Genomic DNA, 15,422 nt, shown 5'->3' on the forward strand with positions numbered 1-15,422 from the left:
GCTCCCCGCCCTGCCCGGAGTGCCAGGTGGCCGGGTCAACCTTTCACCGGAGCTGCCCATCGGGGTTGGCCCTACCGCTGCCCGCCCAGCTCCGCGCGGGCCTGCTCCTGGAGGGGCCGCCAGGCCACCTTGCCGGTCGCGCCGCGCGGCAGGCTCTCCACGAACACGTAGTCGCGCGGCACCTTGTAGCTCGCCATCTGGGTTCTGGCCCAGGCTTGGATGTCCTCGCCGCTGGCCTGCTGGCCGGGCCTGAGCACGATCAGGGCGCGGGCGCGTTCGCCGGTGCGGTCGTCGGGCACCGAGATGACGCAGGCTTCCTGCACGGCGGGGTGCCCGTGGAGCGTGTTTTCCACCTCGGCGGGCCAGACCTTCATGCCCGACACGTTCACCATGCGCTTGAGGCGGTCGGTGAAGAAGAAGTACCCCTCCTCGTCCATGTAGCCCAGGTCACCGGTGCGGAAAAAGCGTCTGCCGTCCAGCTCCATAAAGGCCTCGGCGGTCGCCTCGGGGCGGTTCCAGTAGCCTTTCATCACCTGCGGGCCGTGAATCACGATCTCACCGATGCCGCCGGGCGGGAGTTCCGCGCCCGTGTCGAGGTCCACCACCCGCGCGTCCACGTCGAAGAGGGGGATGCCCAGGCACTGGAGCTTGGGGCGGCCCTTCGGGTTGGAATGCGTCTGCGCCATCGTCTCGGAGAGGCCGTAGCCCTCCGCAAAGGCGATGCCGGCTTGGTCGAGCAGCCGCTGGCCGACTGAGGCCGGGAGGCTCGCGCCGCCGCCCGTCACGCTGCGCAGGCTCCGCAGGTCCGCCGGGTCGAAGTTCGGGGAGGCCATCAGGTCGATGACCATCGTGGCGGTGTTGGTCCAGACGGTGATGCCGTGGTCCCGGATCAGCTCGCGTGCCGCGTCGCGGTCCCAGCGGGCCATCATCACGATCTTGCCGCCCCCGTTGATCGGCGCGAGCAGGCTGTTCACGAAGCCGGTCACGTGGAAAAAGGGCAGGCTCGCCAGGTACACGTCCTCCACCGTGCCGTCCACCCAGGCCCCCGCCCCGAAGATGTTGGCCTGCACCGTGCCGTGGGTGTGCATGCAGCCCTTGGGCGTGCCGGTGGTGCCGCTGGTGTAGGGCATCACGCACAGGTCGTCCGGACCGACCTCGGCGGCGGGGGCGGGGGCCGATTCCAGCGCCGCCTCCAGCGTCACGTCTCCCTCTTGCAGCTCGGGGTTCACGTCCAGGCCGTCGGGCAGCGGGATTCCCGCCCTCGCCGCGTCGGTGCCCTGCATGATGTTGGCGACGACCGCGTGCCCCAGCCCGCCCTGCTTGGCCTTCTCGTACAGCTCGGCCCCCACCACGCCCACCCGGATGCCGGCATCCCCCAGGAAGAACCCGAACTCGCGCGCCTGCAACATCGGCGCGAGCGGCACCACCACCGCGCCCAGTTGCCAGGCGGCGTGGGCGGCGACGGCCCAGGCGGGGCTGTTTTGCAGCCACACCGCCACGCGGTCGCCCTTTTGCACGCCCTGGGCGGCCAGGTGCCCGGCCAGCCGCTCGGCCTGCTCACGCAGTTCGCGGTAACTCAGCGTGCGGCCGTAAAACCACAGCGCCGTCTTGTCGGGGTAGCGCTCGGCGGCCACGCGCAGGTTGTGCATCAGCCCGGTGCGCGGCAGCGTCAGGTGGCGGGGCTTGCCCGCGGGCCAGTAGCGTTCGGCGGTCGGTGTGGCGGGGGCGACAGGACGGGGGGGAGACGAGAGGGGATCGTGCGTCATGGAAGGCCTCCAGTCGGAAGAGGGTAGTGAGGAGAGGGAACGTGAGACGCGCCGCGCCGCGCGGGTGGGCGCGGAGACGAGGACTCGCAGAAAGGTGTGGCCCGAGTGTAGGACAAAGCCGCGCCCGGCGCATCTCCCCGCCCTTCAGCCCCGTTACTCGTCACGTGACGAGCAACCTCGGGCGCGGGTGCTAGCTTGGCCCCACAGCCACGCCCCTCGCCGCCATCCCCGTCCCTGCCCCGGAGGTTGCCCATGTCCGCGTTCCCCACCCACGACACGCCCCGTGAACAGCTCTTCACCATCGAGGCCACGCCCGTCAAGTTCGGCCCTGGCGCGGCCGCCGACGCGGGCTGGGAGGCGGCCCGCCTGGGCATCCGGCGGGCGTTCGTGGTCCTCGACCCGGCCCTGCTGGGGGTCGAGGCGGCGGACGGCGTGCTGGACAGCCTGCGGGCGGCGGGCCTCGACCTGGTGCCCTTCACCGACATCCGGGTCGAACCCGACCTCGCCAGCCTGGAACGGGCGGCGGCGGCGGCGCGGGAGGCGGGGGCCGACGGCTTCGTGGCGCTGGGGGGCGGGTCTACCATCGACACCGCCAAGGTCGCCAACCTCCTCGCCACGCACGGCGGCACGGTGATGGACTACGTGAACCCGCCCATCGGCGGGGGCCGCCCGGTGCCCGGTCCGCTGCGGCCCCTGCTCGCCATCCCCACCACCTCCGGCTCGGGGTCGGAGGCGACCACGGTGGCGATTCTCGACCTGCCCGACCTGGGGGTCAAAAGCGGTATCAGCCACCGCTCCATGCGCCCCGCGCAGGCTCTGGTGGACCCGGAGCTGACGCGGACCGCCCCCGCCAGCGTGATTGCCTCGGCGGGCCTGGATGTGGTCTGCCACGCCGCCGAGAGCCTGCTGAGCCGCCCCTACACCACCCGGCCGCGCCCCGCCACGCCCGCCGACCGGCCCCCCTACCAGGGCAGCAACCCGGTCGCGGATCTGTGGTCGGCGCAGGCGCTGCGCTACGGCGGCCAGTACCTCCGGCGGGCCGTGGCCGACCCCGACGACGTGGAGGCGCGCGGCTTCATGATGCTGTCGGCCACGATGGCGGGGGTGGGTTTCGGTTCGGCGGGTGTGCACATTCCCCATTCCTGTGCCTACCCCATTGCGGGTCTGCGGCACACCTACCACGCGCCCGGCTATCCGCGGGACCACGCCTTCGTGCCCCACGGCTTCAGCGTCATCGTGACTGCGCCTGCCGCCTTCCGCTTCACCTTCGACGCTGACCCCGCCAGGCATGTGTTTGCGGCCAGCCTCCTGACGGGGCGGGAGTACGCGCCGGACGACCGGGAGGCCCTGCCGAATGCCCTGCTCGACCTGATGCGGGAGGTGGGTGCGCCCAGCGGCGTAGCTGAACTGGGGTACGGGGAGGGCGACCTGCCTGCGCTGGTGGCGGGGGCGCTGAAGCAGCAGCGGTTGCTGGCGGTTGCGCCGAAGGTGCCGAGTGCAGAAGATTTGGAAGGCATCTTCCGCGACTCGTTTCGGAACTGGTGAGGGTGGGGGGGTGTTTTGGAGGGGCAGGGCATCTTGTAGCGAGCTTCCCCCCGCCCCCCCAGCCCCCCTACCCCCCACCGGGGGACAGGGGGGAGCGGCGCTGCGCTAGGCAAGGGAGGTTCCTTGCGTTTCCGGCGTTGCCAGGCTTGGCCCCGGTTTCCCCCTCCACGCTATGCCCAGTCCGCCTGGCGGCCTCGGGCCTTGCGGCCCGAACGGCTCCTCTTTCATGCCCGCCCACTTGGAAAGTGGGGAAGGCCCGCCCGCTCCAAAGTTGAAAAAGACAGGGAAGCGGATGCTTTGGCTTTTGTAGGTGGCGTAGAAGGAAAGGGCGTGTGCGGTAGCTCGTTGCTCCTCCCCCTTTGTAGGCTGGGCGATTCAGATATCTCTCTCATAGAAGAAGCAATGCCGATAAATACGGCACTTTTAGCTCCTCCCCCCTTGCGGGGTAGGCTGGGAGGGGGATGGACGGCGAAGCCATCCCAATGTGCTTCAACGAAGTTAACGCCCTTTCAGCCTTCATGACACAACCAATGAGCAGAGACTTGCCTGCATCACTCAGCCCCTTCCGGGGAACTTGGAGAGCTGCTTGCAGGGTCAGGGAGGGGGGAACGCAAACGCCGTCCTGCCGCATGTTGTTGGGAATGAGCCGCCTTTTCAAGCATGCCTTCAGCCCCAGCTTGCCAGCCGGGCTACTCGGGAGTAGCCTGAGCCTCAAATCACGCACCAACCCAGGAGGAGGGATGAACCCGAACCCGATGCCGCGCCCTGACCGCGCGGCCGCCACCCGCAGGCGTTTGACCGCTGCCGCCGTGCAGACCTTTGCCGAGCGCGGCTATGCCGATACCCGTGTCAGCGACATCGTGGCGCGGGCGGGGGTTACGCAGCCGACCTTCTACGACCACTTCGCGGGCAAGGAGGCGCTGTTCACGGCGCTGGTCGAACAGTTTCGCGCACGCGTGCGCCAGCTTCTCGGGGACAGCCGGTGCCGGGAGCAGGAGGCCCGGCAGCAGGAAGCGCAGTTGCCGCTGCGCGAGAGCTTGCGCCTGACCTGCTCGGCCGTCTTTCACGCCTTTGCCGAGGACCCCGCGCTGACCCGGCTGGCGCTCGGGCAGGCCCCCGACGCCGCGCAGGTCAAGCAGGACCTCGTGACCCTGCTGGCCGGGAACGTGCGGGCGGCGCAGGCGCTGGGGCGGGTGCGCGCCGACCTCCCCGCCGACCTGATGGCGGAAGCGCTCGTGGGCAGCGTCGAGCGGCTCACCTGGCGCTGGCTGTTGACGGGCGAGATGAACGCGGACGACCTCGCCCGCGCGGTCAGCGACCTGCACCATGACGGGCTGGCTCCCCGGACGGGTGCCCCGTGACGGCCCCCGTCGCGCCCGGTCCCCGGGGGGTGCCCCTGCTGGGCAACGCGCCCGACCTCCAGCGGAACATGTACGGGGCGATGGCGCGCGATTTCCGGCGCTACGGGGATGTCGTGCGGTACCGGCTCGGCCCGCGGGTGGTTCATCTGCTGTCGCACCCCGACCTCGCGCAGCAGGTTCTCGTGAAGGGGGCGGCGCAGCACCCCAAGATTCCCTCGGGCGACGGGCTGGGCCTGCTGCTGGGGCGTGGCCTCGTCACCAACGACGACCACCCCTCCTGGCTGCGCCAGCGCCGCATGATGCAGCCGGTCTTTCACCGCCAGGGGCTGGCCGGGCTGGCGGGCGAGATGACGGCGGCGGGGGACCGGATGCTGGAGCGCTGGCGTGTGCGCTACCGCCCCGGCGACGCGGTGGACGTGGCGGGGGAGATGATGCGCGTGACCCTCGACATCATCAGCCGGACCATGTTCAGCGTGGCCGTGGACGAGGAGGCCGCCCGCATCGGCACCGCCGTCGAGGAGGGCACGCAGTTCGTGAGCCAGCGCAGCCGCCGCGCCCTGCGGCTGCCGCTGCACTGGCCGCTGCCGGGGCACGCGGGGTTCCGGGCCGCCAAGGGCACCATCGACGCGCACATCGCGGGCATCATCCGCGAGCGCCGGGCGGCGGGGCCGGGCCGCGGCGACCTGCTCGACCTCCTGATGGCCGCCCAGGACGCCGACACCGGCGAGCGCATGACCGACCGGCAGCTCCACGACGAGGTGCTGACGGTCATCGGCGCGGGCCACGAGACGACCGCGAACGCCCTCTCGTGGGCCTGGTTCCTCCTCGCGCAGCATCCGCAGGTGCTGGCCCGCCTTCAGGCGGAGGTGGATGGGGTCCTGGAAGACCGCGACCCCACCCTCGCGGACCTGGGACGGCTGCCGTACACCGCCGGGGTCTTTCAGGAAACGCTGCGGCTGTACCCCTCCGCCCCGATGGTGTCGCCGCGCCTGGTGCTGGAAGCCACCATCCTGGGCGGCTACGCCATCCCGGCCCGCTCAGCCCTGCTGGTCAGCATCAGCAACATCCACCGCCACCCCGACTTCTGGGCGGACCCCGGGACCTTCGACCCGGGCCGCTGGGTGCCGGGTGGTCCCGCGCAGGAGGCCCAAGCCCAGGAGGTGCAGAAGCGCCACCGCCTCGCCTTCATGCCCTTCGGGGCGGGGCCGCGGCTGTGTATCGGCAACAACTTCGCGCTGATGGAAGGCCCGCTGCTGCTCGCGCAGATGGCCCGCGCGGCCGAGTTCCGCCTCCTGCCGGGGCATTCCGTCCAGCCCGAAATGGCCGTCACCCTGCGCCCACGCGGCGGCCTGCCCATGACCTTCTGGCCGCGCCGGGGGAGGGCGTGACCCTCTCGCCCGTGTTCGTCTCCGTGGGCGGTGTCCGCACCCGCGCCGTCATTCAGGGTGAGGGCACCCCGGTGGTCCTGCTGCATGGCATCGGCCGCAGCCTGGAGGACTGGTCGGAAACGATTCCCGCGCTCTCCCGCACGCACCGCGTCTATGCGCCCGACCTGATCGGCTTCGGCTACACCGACAAGCCGGACGTGCCGTACACGCTGGCGGGGCTGGCCCGCTTCGTCCGGCACTTTCTGGAGGTGGTGGGGGAGACGCGGCCCGTCGCGCTCGTCGGCAACTCGCTGGGCGGGGCGGTGGCGCAGCAGTTCGCGGTGCAGTCCCCGGAGCGCACGCGCGCCCTGCTGCTGGTCGCCAGCGCGGGCTTCGGGGCAGACGTGGCCCCGGTCCTGCGTGCCCTGTCCGTGCGTGGGGTGGGCGAACTTCTGCTGCGGCCCCATCCCCGGACCGCGCGTCAGACGGTGCGCTCGCTCTTTCACGACCCGTCGTTCGTCACGGAAGAGCGGGTCGCGCAGGCCCTCGACTTGGCACGGCAGTCGGGCGCGGCGCGGGCCTTTCTGCGGGTGCTGCGCGACCTGGGCGACTGGCGCGGGGCGCGGGGGCCGTGGCGGGAGCACCTCGCTTCCGGCTTGGCCGCGCGGCAGACACCTACCCTGCTCGTCTGGGGCGACCGCGACGCCGTCCTGCCCGCCCGCCACCTGGGCGCGGCGCGGCAGCAGCATCCCCACGCACGTTTTCACCTCTTCCGCGAGACGGGGCATCTGCCGCAACTCGAACGCGCGGACGCCTTTCACCGCCTCGCCCTCGACTTCTTGCAGGAGGTTCCAGGATGACCCATCCGTTTCAAGACGCCAGCGGTGACAGCCGCACCCTCCGGCCCGGGAGCGCCTGACCGTGCGGCCCTATGTTTTCGCGGGCGGCGTGGCCGTCCTGACCGGGGCGGCCAGCGGCATCGGGCGCGCGCTGGCGACCGGGCTGGCGGCGCGTGGCAGCCACCTCGCCCTGATTGACCGGGACGAGGCGGGCCTGGAGGCTGTCACCGCCGGGTTGCGCGAGCTTCACCCCTCGCTGCGCGTTACCGTCCACCCCTTCGACCTCACCCGCACGGCACAGATTCCGGCGCTGGCGGGCGACGTGCTGCGCGACCACGGGCGCGTCACGCTGCTGGTCAACAACGCGGGCGTGGCGCTGGGCGGCACCTTCGAGCAGCTCACGCTGGAGGAGTTCGACTGGGTGATGGACATCAACTTCCGCGCGGTGGTCGCCCTGACGAAAGCGTTTCTGCCCGCCCTGCGCTCCTCGCTGGACGCGCACCTGGTCAACGTGTCCAGCCTGTTCGGGCTGATTGGCCCGGCGGGGCAGAGCGCGTACTCGTCGAGCAAGTTCGCGGTGCGCGGCTTTACTGAAGTGCTGCGGCAGGAACTCACGCCGCGTGGCATCGGCGTAACAGCCGTCTTTCCGGGGGGCGTGCGGACGGGCATCGCCCGCAACGCCCGCGTGGGGGCCGCGGTCAGCGCCGCCGAGACGCAGGCGGGCCAGCGCGAGTTCGAGCGCCTGCTGCGCCTGGACCCCGCCGAGGCCGCCGCCATCATCCTGCGGGGAGTGGAGCGCCGCGAGGCCCGCGTGCTGGTCGGGAGCGACGCGCGGCTGCTCGACCTGCTCGCCCGCCTCTTCCCGGCCTCGTACGGCCGGGTTCTGGAACCTCTTCAGCGGAGGGGAACATGACAGGAACGATGCAGCAGGCTCTGGTCCTCAGCGGCGGCGGCGTTACCGGCATCGCCTGGGGCGTCGGCTTGCTGGCCGGGCTGGCGCGGGCGGGGCTGGACCTGGGCCACGCCGACCTCACGGTGGGCACGTCGGCGGGGTCGGTGGTGGGGTCGCAGATCGCGGGCGGCGTGTCCCCCGAAACGCTGCTGGCCGCGCAGCTCGCCCCCTCGCAGGAACGTGCCGCCAGCTTCGACCCTGCGGAGATGGCCCGCATGTTCCAGTCCCTGGTGCAGGAGGTCGGCCCCGACCCCCGCGCCCTGCGCCGCCGCATCGGCGCGCTGGCCCTGACCGCCTCGGCGGTGCCCGAGCGCGAGCGGGTGGACATCATCGCCTCGCGCCTGGTCAACCGCACCTGGCCCGAGGCGCGCCTCCTGATTGTCGCCGTGGATGTGGACAGCGGCGAGGAGCGCGTCTTCGACCGGGCTTCGGGCGTGCCACTGGTGGAGGCGGTCGCGGCCAGTTGCGCCGTGCCGGGGGTGTGGCCGCCCGTCACCATAGGCGAACACCGCTACATGGACGGCGGCGTGCGCTCCACCACCAACGCCGACCTCGCCGCGGGCTGCGGGCGGGTGCTGATCCTCTCGCTGATGGGCCTGAACGCCTCCCCGACCCTGGGGCACGAGGCGGAGGCGCTGCGGCAAGCGGGCGCGGCCGTGCAGGTCGTCGGCCCCGACGACGCCTCGCTGGAAGCCATCGGCCCGAATGTCCTCGACCCCGCCCGCCGCGCCGTGGCCGCCCGGGCCGGGCTGGCGCAGGGGGAACGGCTGGCTCCGGCCCTGCGCGCCTTCTGGGAAGCGGGGGAAGTGGGGGAGACGCCGCTGCGGTGACGTTTTCGGGAGGGGGCGGTGTGTGGTCTGGCCGCCCCCTCCCCCCGCCGCTCGGCTCAATCCGCGCCCGCGGCCTGCCCGGTTCCTGCCCCGGCCCGCGCCGCCTCCGCGATGAAGCGGGCGGTGCGGCGGGCCAGGGCCATGCAGGTGATCATCGGATTGGCCCCCGAGGAGGTCGGAAAGGCACTGGTGTCCCCGATCCAGACGCCGGGGGTGTCGTGCAGCTCGCCGCGGGTGTCGGCGGCGCTGGTCCGCGGGTCCTGGCCCATCCGGGCCGTGCCCATCTGGTGCGCACTGAACACCGTGTGCCCGCCGCGCCCGATAGGCTGGGTCCGCCACTCCGCAAGCGCGGCTTCCAGATCCTCGCCGCGCTTCCAGGGCTGGGCCGTCTCGGACAGCGGCAGGATGGTCTGCGCGCCCGCCGCCTCCAGCAGCCGCGCCACCGTGGCCTGGCCGTGCCAGTAGTTCTCCACGTCCACCGGGTCGGTGACGGCGTAGGTCACGCGGGCCTGGCCCTGGTCGTCCAGCGCGACCTGCCCGTGTCCGTGGTCGCGGGTGAGGTGAATCAGCGTGGCGCTGCGGCTGTGCTGCGCCATCAGGTCCTTGTGCGCCTCGGGACCCTGCCACACCGCCGCCGACGCGAACAGGCCGGTGGTGTACTGGGTCGTCTCGATCAGGTAGCCGTAGCCCCCGGTGCGCCCCGCGAACTCGTCCACGATGGCCGCCTGGGCCGGTCCCCACCAGTTGCGCTGGTCTTCCGCGAAGACGCCCGTCAGCGCCCCGCAGGGATGCAGTCGCAGAAAATCGCCCGCCGCCGGGCCGCCCAGCCCCGAACGCAGCAGCAGCGCGGGCGTTTCCAGCGCCCCGCACGCGACCACGACCTGCGGTGCCCGCACCGTGACCTGCCGGACGCTGCCGCCTTCCCCCCGCACCGTCGCGGCCACCCCCACCGCCCGGCCGCCCTCGGTCAGCACGCGCTCGGCGGTGGCCCGCTCGACGATCCGCGCGCCGTGCGCCACGGCGTCCTTGAGGTAGGTCTTGAGGGTGCTCTGCTTGCTGCCCGTCGCGTCCCCGAAGCCGATGTGCCCCGCGTGCTGGGGGTCGTGCTTCTGCGGGTCGGCGTTGCGGTAGGCCCGCCGGGCGCGGTAGCCCAGCCGCTCGGCCCCTTCCAGCATGCGCTGGTGGGTGCCGTTGTACTCGCTGCACGTGTCGTTCGCGCTGATGCGGGTCATGACGGCCGCGACGTCGGCGTCGAACCCGGGGCCGTCCACCCCCGCGAGGCCCAGCCCGGCCCACTCGCGGCGCACCTCCGGGGGGGTGGGCACGCAGTTCATCCAGTTCACGGTGGTGCCGCCGCCCAGGGTCTGCCCCGCGATCAGCGACACGTTGCCGTCGGCGGTGGGCGTGAAGCCGCCGCGCCAGTAGAGGTTCTGGTAGGCCCACAGCTCGGAGTGCCCCAGTTCCGCGTCCGCGAACTGCCCGCCCGCCTCCAGCACGACCACCCGCAGGCCCGCGTCCGCCAGCTCGCCCGCGATGACGCCGCCTCCGGCCCCGGAGCCGACGACCACCACGTCCGCCGTCAGGGTCTCGCCGTCACCTGGGACCAGGGTGGGCAGCTCGCGCTCCGCGGCCGCGCCGCTGAAGCCGGGGCCGCCGTAGCCGAACTGCTTCCAGAAGGGATTGGGGGTCTCGGGGCTGACCAGCGTGTAGTTCAGCATCAGGCACAGCCGCCGCAGCGCCGCGATGCCCGCCGCCGCCTCGGGGCTGCTGCCCGCCACCGCCAGCAACACGGCCTCGCGCCGCGCCTGGGGGGCGTCCGGCGTCAGGCCGAACAGCGCCAGGCCGCCCAGCAGTTGCTGCACACCCGCCCGCTCCGGCGGTGGCAGGCTGGCGAGGTACGCCTCCGCGGCCAGGTGCGTGCCCACGGCGCTGCCGGGCGTGGCATAGAAGCCGTGTGGGTCGTCCTCGCGCTCCAGGGCAGGGACCAGGGTATCCACCAGGGCGAGCAGGGCCTGCCGCTGGGCCTCGTCCAGCAGAGGCGGGGGGGGCAGGGTGCCGGGCTGGGGCTGGCTCTCGTGCGGCTGACTCATGGTCTTCCTCCTGGCCGGGTGGGACCGGGACTGCGGCTGCCCCCACCCGCGGTGGCGGGAAGGGGAGAGGAACGTGGGCCTGTCTGTTCTGTGGTCTCACCTTAGCAAAAGCCCGGCGGCGCGAGAAGGCGTGGTGAGACGAATTCCGGTTGAACAGTGAGGCAATCACTGCGAAACCCGACTGGAAGGAGAAGGAAAGGGGACGGATTCCAGAATGGAGTGAGCCTTCGGCGCTTCCCCGAAGGAGAACGGAATGGCCGGAATCCGTATGAGACGACCTCCGCCGGCAGGCCCCGGCCTGGGCGGGCGGGAGAGCCGTGACGGCCGGCGGGATGGGGAGGCCCGCCTTGCCGGGCAGAGGCCAGATGAACGTCAGGTCATTGGCAGCCTGGTGGGGCAGCCCACACAATGGCCCGAGTCCGCTTCTGCCGCCCCCCGGTCCGGCCCTGGTCCCACCCGGACCGCTGCGGCCCACCGGCTTTCCAGCCTTCCCCCAGCACCCCAGGAGTCACCTTGCCCCACTCTACCCACCCCACCCCGCTGCTCGAACGCGACCACTGGCGCGATCTGGGCGGCACCTGGCGCTTTTGCTTCGATGACGGCTCCGGCTGGAAGCACCCCAGCGAGGTCACCTTCGACCGCGAGATTGTGGTGCCCTATCCGCCCGAGAGCCGGCGCAGCGGCATCCACGACGAGAACTTTCATGGGGTGGTGTGGTACGGCCTGACCCTCACCCTGACGCCCGAGGAGCGCGTGGGGCGGCTGCTGCTGCACTTCGGGGCGGTGGACTACAGCGCGACCGTGTGGGCCAATGGCCGCCTGGTGGCCCAGCACGAGGGCGGCCACACGCCCTTTACCGCCGACATCACCCAGCAGGTGCAGGCGGGCGAGACGGTCGAGATCGTGGTGCGTGCCCAGGACAACCCCCACGACCTGACCCAGCCGCGCGGCAAGCAGGACTGGCACCTCCTGCCGCATTCCATCTGGTATCCCCGGACCACCGGCATCTGGCAGACGGTGTGGCTGGAGAGCGTGCCCCAGACCTATCTCCAGCAGGTGACCTGGATGGGCGACCTGGAACGCTGGGAAATCGGCCTCCAGCTGGAAGTCGCCGGGCCGCTGCCCCCCGGTCTGAGCGTGCGGGTGCGGCTGTACCGCGACCAGGACCTGCTGGCCGACGACCGCTACGCCCTGAACCACCCGGAACTGGCCCGCCGGATCGCCCTGCCCGACCCTGGCATCGACGACTTTCGCAACGAGCTGCTGTGGAGTCCGGGGCACCCGCGCCTGCTGCGGGCACGGCTGGACCTGCTGGTGGGCGAGCAGGTGATCGACCGCGTTCGCAGCTACGCGGCCCTGCGCTCGGTCGGGGTGCGCGGCAACCGCTTCCTGCTCAATGGCCGCCCCTATTACCTCAAGATGGTGCTGGATCAGGGCTACTGGCCCGACAGCCTGATGACTGCCACCGACGAGGAACTGCGCCGCGACGTGGAGCTGACCCGGCAACTGGGCTTCAACGGGGCGCGCAAACATCAGAAGATCGAAAGCCCCCGCTGGCTGTACTGGTGCGACGTGCTGGGCCTGCTCGTCTGGGAGGAGATGCCCAGCCCCTACCGCTTCACGCCGGGGGCGGTGCGCCGCCTGACCCAGGAGTGGCAGGAGGTGATCGCGCGCGACCGCTCGCACCCCTGCATCGTGGCCTGGGTACCCTTCAACGAGTCCTGGGGCGTGCCAGACCTGCCCAGCAACCCGGCCCACCGCGACTACGTGCGGGCGCTCTACCACCTCACCAAGACGCTCGACCCCTCGCGGCCCGTGATCGGCAACGACGGCTGGGAACACGTGGCGACCGACATCCTGACCATCCACGACTACGCCGACGACCCCGAGGCCCTGCGCCAGCGCTACGGTACCCTGGAGTCCACCCGGCTGACCCTCCGCCAGCAGCAGCCCGCCGACCGGGTGCTGACCCTGACCGGCTTTCAGGAGGCCGAGCAGCCGGTGGTGCTGTCCGAGTTCGGCGGCATCGCCTACATTCCTAACCACGCCAGCGGCTGGGGCTACAGCCAGTCGCAGAGCGAGGTGGACTTTCTGGACGACTACGCGGCGCTGCTGGCGGCCATCCACGACTGCTACGGCCTGTCGGGCTTCTGCTACACCCAGCTCACCGACACCTTTCAGGAGAAAAACGGCCTGCTGTATGCCGACCGCACGCCCAAGGCCGACCTCCTGCGCCTGGCCCGCAGCACCCAGGGCAACCGCACCGCCCGCGAGATGACCATCGACCCCCTGCTCAACCCCTACGGCCACAGCGCCCGCTGGCTGGGGCACGAGGAGGGTGTCCTCCTGTTCCCCGAGGACGCCGAGGGGGGCTAGGGCGGCGCTCCGTTCCGTTGCCGCGTGTTCTGGGCAGCAACTCCACTTCACGCCGCCCTTATCACGGTTTCTCACTTCGTTCGGCCCAGAAAGGTTCGGCAACCTTTCTGGGCACCGCCCTAGGCGGGTCTCTCAGTCCGGCTTCGCCCCTCCCAGGCGCTCCAGCTTCTGCCACACCTCCACGGCCTTGAGGGTGGTCAGCCCCAGCCGGGCCGCGACAAGCTGCGGGTCCCCCGACTGCTGGAGCAGACGCAGCCCGGCCGCGTTCCGTAGCGCCCGCCAGGCCCGGTAGGGCACGTTGGCGTCCCGGCAAAGCTGGTAGACGGCGGCCCGCACCTGATGGTCGGTCTGGAAACTGAACACCGGGCCGGGAGCCGGGAACAGCTCCGTCTGCCCCTGTTCCCACCCGTGGCTCTGGAGGGCCGCGCGCAGTTCCTCGCTGACCTCCACCTCCCGGCCCTTCACCCGGAGCTGCCCGCGTGAGGCGTTCACGTCTTCCCAGCGCAGTCGCACCGTCTCGGGGCCGGTCAGCCCCGCATGTGCCCCCAGCAGCACCAGCGCCCGCCCCGCCGGGTCGGCGTGCGCCAGCAGACGCTGAATTTCCGCCTCCGAGTAGAGGTCGCGGTGTTCTTCCGGCCGGTTGCTGGGCAGCTTCAGCCCCAGGAAAGGGTTTGGCCCGGCGTGCAGCCCATGCTGTTCCAACAGGTCATAGAACGTCCGCACCCGTGTGAGGTGGTTGTGGATGGTGGCGGGCGTGTCCGGATGCTTTTGCAGCAGCGTCCCCAGGTACGCCCGCGCGTCCCCCTCCGCGGCGTGCAGCACGCTTCGCCGCTCCTCCTGCACCCAGCGCAGGTAGGCCCGCAGGCTGGAAAGGTAGTTCTTGCGCGTCGCGTTGCCCGGCGCGCCCGGCAAGAACTCCGCCATCAGGTCCAGCCCCGCTTCCAGGTCCCCCCGTGTCAGCGCCCGCCGGAACGCCTCGGCCAGCGGCCGCCCAAAGCCTGCCTCATCGCTCATGCCTCGAATATATACAAAATCGGGTACCTAATACCACACCCAAGCCCATCTCATCAGGCATAGGCCAATGCCAAAGCTCCCAGAAACGGCGATTACGTTGCCCACCCGAAAACGCAAGCTCAGCCCCGGTACAGGCCACCTTCCAACTCTCGCCACTCATTAGCCGTCAGCTTGAAATAGACGCCTCATGACTGTCAGGAGGCGTAGCCACCGTAGGGTCAAGGCCCTACTTCTTCAGGCCAAACGGCTCTGGCTGTAGTGTAGAGATACCAAATGACTCTCCCTCCTCCCTCTCAAGCGCAGCGAGAGCAGCAGCTCCTCCGGCTCTCCATCTGGTTGACGGTTGGGCTGGCTGTGCTGAGCCTGGTCGTAGGCGTCTGGGTCGGCTCCGAGTCCATCATCTTCGACGGCTTCTTCTCGGGCGTGAACGTGCTGATGACCTCCGCGGCGCTGCTGGTCGCCAGGCTGGTGGCCCGTGAGGGCAGCCGCCGCTTCCAGTACGGCTACTGGCACCTGGAACCCCTGGTCAGCGCCTTCAACGGCGCGATCATGACGCTGATCTGCCTCGTGGCCTTTGTCAACGGCGTCAATGGGCTGCGCGACGGGGGACAGACCGTCGAGGTAGGACCGGCGAGCATCTACACCATCCTCGCCTGTATCGCCAGCTTCGTCATGTATCTGTATGTCCTCCGGGCCAGCCAGGGCTTGAACTCGGAACTGCTGAGAATCGACGCGCGGGAGTGGCTGGTCGAGGGCGTCCTGTCCGCCGGAATCTTCGTGGGCTTTGTCCTCGCTGCGCTTCTTGGAAACACGCGCGGCGCGTCTCTGGCCCCTTACGTGGACCCCCTGATTGTCATGGTCCTGGCCCTGCTGCTGCTTCCGCTCCCGCTGGGGATCGTGCGGCGTGCGCTGCGGGAAGTCTTCCTGATCGCCCCCGCCGAGCTTGACGCCCAGGTCCGCGAGGTCCTGACCAGGCTCGGGCAGCGTCACGGCTTTCAGGACTACCGCAGTTACGTCGCCAAATCGGGCCGGGTGCGCTACATCGACATCAATATCATCACCCCCCCTGACTTCGGGAGGCAGGGCGTCGCAGGTCTCGATCAGATCCGGGAGGAGATCAGGCATGACCTGGAGGAGGCCGACACGCAACTCTGGCTGACAGTGTCATTCACCGCCGACCCCAAGTGGGCCTGAGGTCCGGAGTGTCATACCCCTCTGTCAGGGCTGGAGGAGCGTGGAGATTCAGGACAGGGGAGCAATAGCCCTTTGTATATATTCAGGG

Annotated in this window: 11 protein-coding genes; 8 read left to right on the forward strand and 3 right to left on the reverse strand. The window is 70.8% G+C overall.

The features are described 5' to 3' along the window. Positions 1-71: 71 nt before the first annotated feature. Positions 72-1,766 carry a long-chain fatty acid--CoA ligase gene (locus ABEA67_RS08220; protein ID WP_345463628.1) on the reverse strand — a complete coding sequence of 565 codons (1,695 nt, stop codon included), beginning with the start codon at positions 1,764-1,766 and terminating at the stop codon, positions 72-74. A gap of 252 nt (positions 1,767-2,018) precedes the next feature. On the opposite strand from ABEA67_RS08220, the gene ABEA67_RS08225 reads away from it, so the two are divergent. From ABEA67_RS08225 to ABEA67_RS08250, 6 genes are all read left to right on the forward strand, one after another. Next, complete coding sequence (locus ABEA67_RS08225) at positions 2,019-3,311, forward strand: hydroxyacid-oxoacid transhydrogenase (protein WP_345463631.1); 1,293 nt, start codon at positions 2,019-2,021, stop codon at positions 3,309-3,311. Positions 3,312-4,051: 740 nt separating this feature from the next. After that, positions 4,052-4,672 carry a TetR family transcriptional regulator gene (locus ABEA67_RS08230; protein WP_345463634.1) on the forward strand — a complete coding sequence of 207 codons (621 nt, stop codon included), beginning with the start codon at positions 4,052-4,054 and terminating at the stop codon, positions 4,670-4,672. After that, positions 4,669-6,060 (forward strand): cytochrome P450, encoded by a 1,392-nt coding sequence (locus ABEA67_RS08235; RefSeq protein WP_345463637.1) that lies wholly within the window; start codon positions 4,669-4,671, stop codon positions 6,058-6,060. The genes ABEA67_RS08230 and ABEA67_RS08235 overlap by 4 nt, the downstream gene beginning before the upstream one ends. Beyond that, positions 6,057-6,899 carry an alpha/beta fold hydrolase gene (locus tag ABEA67_RS08240; protein WP_345463640.1) on the forward strand — a complete coding sequence of 281 codons (843 nt, stop codon included), beginning with the start codon at positions 6,057-6,059 and terminating at the stop codon, positions 6,897-6,899. Before ABEA67_RS08235 ends, ABEA67_RS08240 begins: the two co-directional genes overlap by 4 nt. Positions 6,900-6,960: 61 nt before the next feature. Then, positions 6,961-7,791: an SDR family NAD(P)-dependent oxidoreductase gene (locus ABEA67_RS08245; protein WP_345463643.1), complete on the forward strand. Its 831-nt coding sequence runs from the start codon at positions 6,961-6,963 to the stop codon at positions 7,789-7,791. After that, complete coding sequence (locus ABEA67_RS08250; protein ID WP_345463646.1) at positions 7,788-8,660, forward strand: patatin-like phospholipase family protein; 873 nt, start codon at positions 7,788-7,790, stop codon at positions 8,658-8,660. Before ABEA67_RS08245 ends, ABEA67_RS08250 begins: the two co-directional genes overlap by 4 nt. 56 nt (positions 8,661-8,716) lie before the next feature. Here ABEA67_RS08250 and ABEA67_RS08255 read toward each other — a convergent pair whose 3' ends face one another. Then, on the reverse strand, positions 8,717-10,750 hold the full coding sequence (locus ABEA67_RS08255) for an FAD-dependent oxidoreductase (RefSeq protein ID WP_345463649.1): 2,034 nt from the start codon (positions 10,748-10,750) through the stop codon (positions 8,717-8,719). A 513-nt stretch (positions 10,751-11,263) separates the two neighbouring features. Here ABEA67_RS08255 and ABEA67_RS08260 point away from each other — a divergent pair. After that, positions 11,264-13,126, forward strand: coding sequence for a glycoside hydrolase family 2 protein (locus ABEA67_RS08260; RefSeq protein WP_345463652.1), 1,863 nt, complete (start codon positions 11,264-11,266; stop codon positions 13,124-13,126). Between the two features lie 132 nt (positions 13,127-13,258). On the opposite strand, the gene ABEA67_RS08265 is transcribed toward ABEA67_RS08260, so the two are convergent. Further along, positions 13,259-14,140, reverse strand: a complete 882-nt coding sequence (locus ABEA67_RS08265) for a tyrosine-type recombinase/integrase (RefSeq protein ID WP_345463655.1) — start codon at positions 14,138-14,140, stop codon at positions 13,259-13,261. Between the two features lie 273 nt (positions 14,141-14,413). Here ABEA67_RS08265 and ABEA67_RS08270 point away from each other — a divergent pair, with 273 nt between their 5' ends. Next, positions 14,414-15,334, forward strand: a complete 921-nt coding sequence (locus tag ABEA67_RS08270) for a cation diffusion facilitator family transporter (RefSeq protein WP_345463658.1) — start codon at positions 14,414-14,416, stop codon at positions 15,332-15,334. Positions 15,335-15,422: the final 88 nt, after the last annotated feature.

Source organism: Deinococcus carri (assembly GCF_039545055.1).
Classification (GTDB): Bacteria; Deinococcota; Deinococci; order Deinococcales; family Deinococcaceae; genus Deinococcus; species Deinococcus carri.

Excerpts from the sequence above, each read along its gene's own strand:
- ABEA67_RS08220 (WP_345463628.1), bottom strand. The coding sequence starts at position 1,766 with ATGACGCACGATCCCCTCTCGTCTCCCCCCCGTCCTGTCGCCCCCGCC.
- ABEA67_RS08225 (WP_345463631.1), top strand. The coding sequence starts at position 2,019 with ATGTCCGCGTTCCCCACCCACGACACGCCCCGTGAACAGCTCTTCACC.
- ABEA67_RS08230 (WP_345463634.1), top strand. The coding sequence starts at position 4,052 with ATGAACCCGAACCCGATGCCGCGCCCTGACCGCGCGGCCGCCACCCGC.
- ABEA67_RS08250 (WP_345463646.1), top strand. The coding sequence starts at position 7,788 with ATGACAGGAACGATGCAGCAGGCTCTGGTCCTCAGCGGCGGCGGCGTT.
- ABEA67_RS08255 (WP_345463649.1), bottom strand. The coding sequence starts at position 10,750 with ATGAGTCAGCCGCACGAGAGCCAGCCCCAGCCCGGCACCCTGCCCCCC.
- ABEA67_RS08265 (WP_345463655.1), bottom strand. The coding sequence starts at position 14,140 with ATGAGCGATGAGGCAGGCTTTGGGCGGCCGCTGGCCGAGGCGTTCCGG.
- ABEA67_RS08270 (WP_345463658.1), top strand. The coding sequence starts at position 14,414 with ATGACTCTCCCTCCTCCCTCTCAAGCGCAGCGAGAGCAGCAGCTCCTC.